Origin of the sequence: Ferrovibrio sp., assembly GCF_035304305.1 — a bacterium.
In the GTDB taxonomy this organism is placed as follows: domain Bacteria; phylum Pseudomonadota; class Alphaproteobacteria; order Ferrovibrionales; family Ferrovibrionaceae; genus Ferrovibrio.
Genome location: NZ_DATGQG010000163.1, coordinates 1 through 4508 on the forward strand (window position 1 = coordinate 1; position 4508 = coordinate 4508).

General features: G+C 65.5%; 4 protein-coding genes. All 4 read right to left on the reverse strand.

Features of this window, described 5'->3' with window-relative positions:
- Positions 1-644 (reverse strand): helix-turn-helix transcriptional regulator (locus VKZ87_RS17870; RefSeq protein WP_324222632.1); only part of this gene is annotated, 644 nt, incomplete at its 3' end.
- A 497-nt stretch (positions 645-1141) separates the two neighbouring features.
- Positions 1142-1684, reverse strand: coding sequence for an invasion associated locus B family protein (locus VKZ87_RS17875; RefSeq protein WP_170067494.1), 543 nt, complete (start codon positions 1682-1684; stop codon positions 1142-1144).
- A 35-nt stretch (positions 1685-1719) separates the two neighbouring features.
- Positions 1720-3468, reverse strand: a complete 1749-nt coding sequence (locus tag VKZ87_RS17880) for a ShlB/FhaC/HecB family hemolysin secretion/activation protein (RefSeq protein ID WP_324222630.1) — start codon at positions 3466-3468, stop codon at positions 1720-1722.
- Positions 3469-3479: 11 nt separating this feature from the next.
- A partial coding sequence (locus VKZ87_RS17885) for an MBG domain-containing protein (protein ID WP_324222631.1) occupies positions 3480-4508 on the reverse strand: 1029 nt, incomplete at its 5' end.

The window sequence follows — 4508 nt, forward strand, 5'->3', positions numbered from 1 at the left end:
CCGAGGAGGCCGCGGCGGTGGGCGATGCTCACCGCATGGGCGCGGTTGGAGGCGCCGAGCTTGCGGATGGCGTTCTTCACATGGAAGCGCGTGGTTGCCGGCGAGCGGTAGATGATCTCGCTCACCTCCTGGTCGGTCTTGCCAAGGGCGACCCAGCGCAGGCATTCGGTTTCGCGGGCGGTGAGGGGCTCGCCTTCCTCGTAATCGTCCTCTTCCGTGGGCCAGCGGTCGAGGACCTCGATGAAGTGATGGGCGATCAGGAACATCTCCGTGCCATGGCGCTCGAAGATCTTCTCCACATCGGTGCCGGGGCAGGAATTCATCCAGCTCACATGGCCGATGCGGCCGCCGGAGCGGAAGACGGGGGCGGTGACGCCCGCGCCCACCTGCTCGCGCAGGCAGCGCATGGCCTGAAGCGGCATTCCGCTCAACAGCTTGTCGCGCCACATGGTGCCGTTCTCGTTGGTGCGCCAGGTGAAGGGCCGGTGCTCATAGCGGCAATAATTGCTGTTGGGTTCGTAAAGCTTGAAATTGCGGCGGGTGAATTCCGCCAGCCAGTCCTCCGGCCAGCCCATGAGCGCGGCCAGCGGCTTGCCGTTCATGACCGGCCTTTCCTCCGCTTCGATATCGCGGATGACGCCCACCTTCGGCAAGCCGAAGGCATCCCCGACCTCAAGGATGAGGGCAATGGATTCAGAAAGGGTGGTGGCCTTTTCAAGCCGTCTGATAAACCAATGAGCAAGGCTCTCCATCACGAGGCTCCCAAATGTTGACCAGTCTGCGTTTCTGATGGCAACGTTCTTTTTGTTTTCGGGAATCACTCTATCACCAAAGCCTGAAATTGTAAAACGGTCGTTTGAAACGACAGGAACCGCCCGCAAGTCCGCAAAAATCCGCCATTTTTGGCGCTTTTGGCGGGGTGCGGGCCGGCCATGCCCCCTGCCCGAAGGGCAGGTTTTGACCGAGCCAGACACATGCTGACCATAGAGATTTGAGGCGGCTCCGCTGGCGCAGGAGGCCTTTCGGGTCTTGCCCTTTCTTGTCCGCGCACGATTCTTGTGCCAGATGGCGCTTCCAGCATAAATCGATCACGGTGCTGGTTTGAGCGCACCGTGATGGCGAACGGTTCGGCTGTAACTGGCTACTCTGCTGCTGCGTTCATTGCTGCCGTAAACCCGTTGAGGGATATTGGGAGTTCGATGGGTCTGCGGTTTCCGTCCTGGAAGGTGAGCCTTGCCGGTTCGGTTGCGGCCTTGAGAGCGTCGACGAGAGGTTGAGCGATATCGGCGTCGGCGACGCAGAGCTGCATGCAGCGGGTGAAGGTGGCAGTGGCGCTTTCGCCCGAAGGTGCGGTCAGGGTGACGTTGGCGGGAAGCCAGACGCCAGCCGGAAGCTGGACGATGAGCTTTGTCGGCTGGTCGGGCGCGGGCTTCCCGATGACGACCTGGGCGAGAAATGCCTGACCGTCATTGGCGCGAACGGCCTGTACGACCTCGCAGACCCTGCGCGGCGGGGTCTGCGGCAGATGATCGCAGCGCACCGTCCAGTCGCGATAGGTGGCTGTAGTGGCCTGCGGGGTGGGCGTGTTGTCCTGCGCGGCGGCGGGGAGGGACGGCAGCAGCATCGCGGTGGCAGCTGCGAGCAGGATCAGCACGGCTTTGATGCGGGCGAGGGAGCGGGGCATGTGTGGGTCTTTGGGCGGCCTTGCCATGGCTGGGTTTAATAGGTGAAGCGGATATTGGCGGTGACGGACCAGTCGCCCGCGCGCGTCGTTCCCGCATCGGTGAGCGCGACTGCGGCGGTGGCGCCGGCATTGAAGTTTGTGCCGATGGCATAGTCGAAGCCGAGCCCGGCACCAGCAAGGCTATTGCTCGTTCCCGATGCGTTGTCCTTGCCCCAGCCGAGATCGAGGAAGGCGAAGGGCGAGAGCGTGTCGGCAAGACCGGCGCCTGCCAGCGGCCGCATGGCGGGCAGGCGCAGTTCGTTGCGCCAGACGACGCCCGCATCGGCCGATACGTCATTGTGCTCGAACCCCCGCACGGCATAATGCCCGCCAAGGCTCAGCCGCTCGGTGTCCGGCAGCGCCTGTCCGGCGATCTGGCCGGTCAGGGTGCTCGACCAGGCGAAGTCGTTCGGGAGCCGCGTCCAGCGGGCGATGTCGAAGCCGGCATGGACATAAGTGTGGTCGCTGACCCGTCCACCGGTAAAGGCGGCCCAGTCGGCGGCCGTGTTGGTGCCGAGCACGCCGCCGGGATTGGCCTTGAGCCGCAAGTCGATGGAGGTGCGGCCATGAGGGTCGGTGAGCAGGTGCGACCAGCCGAGGACGAGATTGACCAGCCCGGCTTCGCCCTCGGCGACATCGATCCCGGCAAAGCGCGTCGTGCGCCGGAGCCATTTGGGCTCGATGCCGAAGTAAAGGTCGCCCCAATAGGTTCCGGGCACCATGTTGGAGACGGCCGTCCGGTAGAGAATGGGCAGCTCGAAGGTGGTGTTCTCGAAGCTGAAGGGCGTGCCGGCAATGAACTCGTTGGTGGTGACGAAGTTCGGTGCGATGGACAGAGCTTGTCTCGGCAGGGTCGGCAGGTCGATGCGGCCCGCAAGGCTGAGGTAGCCGCGCTTTGCCGGATCGAGCCCGAACACATTGCCGTCCCACAACTCGTCCGAGCGCGTATAGCGCCAGGACAGCGTCATGTCGTTGAGCGCGGGGATCCAGACACCGCCGCCGGTATAGAAGCGGTCGCGGCCGGTGGCGGGGCTGCCGGTATTGTCCCAGCCGGCATAGACCGCGAACGGCTTGTCCGTCGTGACGGTCAGCTCGATATCGCTGGCGCCGCGCTGATCGCCGGGGGCGAAGACCGCGCCCACCTGCCGGAAGGGATTGCGGTTGAGCCAGGCAAGGTCTTCGGAGAGTTGCGCGGCCGAGATCGCTTCGCCCTCCTGCTGCCGGACATGGAGCGGCAGGCTGGCATGGTCGGACGAGACATTGCCGGCGACGAACTCGACCACGCGCAGGGTGAGCACGCCGGACGTGACCTCCTGCGGCGGCACGGTAACCGACATGAAGGGATAGCCTGCCTGCCGCCAGACGCCGGCGACAGCGCCTTGCGCGCGGGCAATCAGCGCCGGGCTGAGCGGCTGGCCGATCAGCGGCGCCAAGGCAGCACGGACCGCATCATGATAGGTCTCGGCGATGCCCTCCAGCGACACGCCGGGCTGCGGTCTTGCCGGTACCTGCCCATCCGGGCCGATCAGCGCGATGCCAGCGACATCGACGCCGAACGGGGTCTCGTCAGTCGAGCCGGCAATCGTCTCGTCCACCCTGATCTCGCCGCCAGAGGTGACCGGCGCCGGGGGCAGGTTGCGCTCGATCGCCGTGGACTGGGCGTGGGCCATCCCGGCCAGACCAATCAGCGCGGCCAGTGAGACAGAGACCCAGAGGCCGACGGCAATCCTGCGGTGGTGCTTCATGGCAGGCCCCCTCATTGTGCGAACCCGACATGGGCGAGGCCGCGATTGGCCGGATGGGGATAGGCTGCGCATTCCGCTTCCGGCAGCACGCCGGTATCGCACAGGGCAAGGGTGCCGCCTTCCGTCGGGCTGGCCGGCACAGACAATGGCAAGGCGCGTTCGAACAGGCTCGCCACACTCACCGCCACCGGCGTGATGGTCAGCGTGCCGCCCACGAAGGTCACGTCGTAATTGGAGTTGGCGACAAGCGTTCCCTGCCGGATGCTGTATGTGCCAACCCCTTCGCCGGGATCGCGCATCAGATCACCCCCGAACACGCCAGCTTCCGTATCGAAGCTGGCAAGGCTGCCACCGGTGATCGACCAGGTCAGCAAAGGATCGGGCTGCCCCAGAAGCTTGCGCAGATCGTCCGCCGTCACCGTGATGGCGCGCGGCGTCACCGTCAGCGTGCCGGGGGTGAAGGTCACGTCATAGTTGCCGTTGGCTCCCGTCAGGTCGATGGCGTAGCTGCCGACATCCGACTGCACCCCGGCAGCGGTCGAAAGCCCGAAGCCGGCGGCGGCGAGGTCGGCGTGGAACGCGGCAAGCCCGTCGCCGCCGATTGCGCCGAAGGTCAGTGCCGGGTTGGCCTCGCCATAGAGACGCGAAAGGTCGTCCGCCGTCACCGTGATGGCGCGCGGCGTCACCGTCAGCGATCCCGAGCCATGGTCCACATAGACCCCGCCAGCCGAAACGGTCGAGATGTCAAGCACACCGGGATCGGTGAAGGCGTAGGCGCCGGCATTGGCCTGCGGGCCTACCGCGCTGCCCCAGCCGACCGAGACATTGGCGGCGCCGACACCGGCGATGGTGACATGGGGCGCGAGGGCCGGGTTGCTGCTGCCATAGACGCGGGAGAGATCGACAGCCGCCACACGGACATAATCGTCATAGAGCGTGCCCGGGCCTACCCCGCGCAGCATCATGTAGCCGCCATTCTCGTTAAGGCTCGACTTGCCCCAGATCGCGGCGAAATCCCAACCGGCATCGATGAAGGTGAA

Coding starts and splice junctions, on each gene's coding strand:
- VKZ87_RS17875 (WP_170067494.1), bottom strand. CDS start 1,684: ATGCCCCGCTCCCTCGCCCGCATCAAAGCCGTGCTGATCCTGCTCGCA.
- VKZ87_RS17880 (WP_324222630.1), bottom strand. CDS start 3,468: ATGAAGCACCACCGCAGGATTGCCGTCGGCCTCTGGGTCTCTGTCTCA.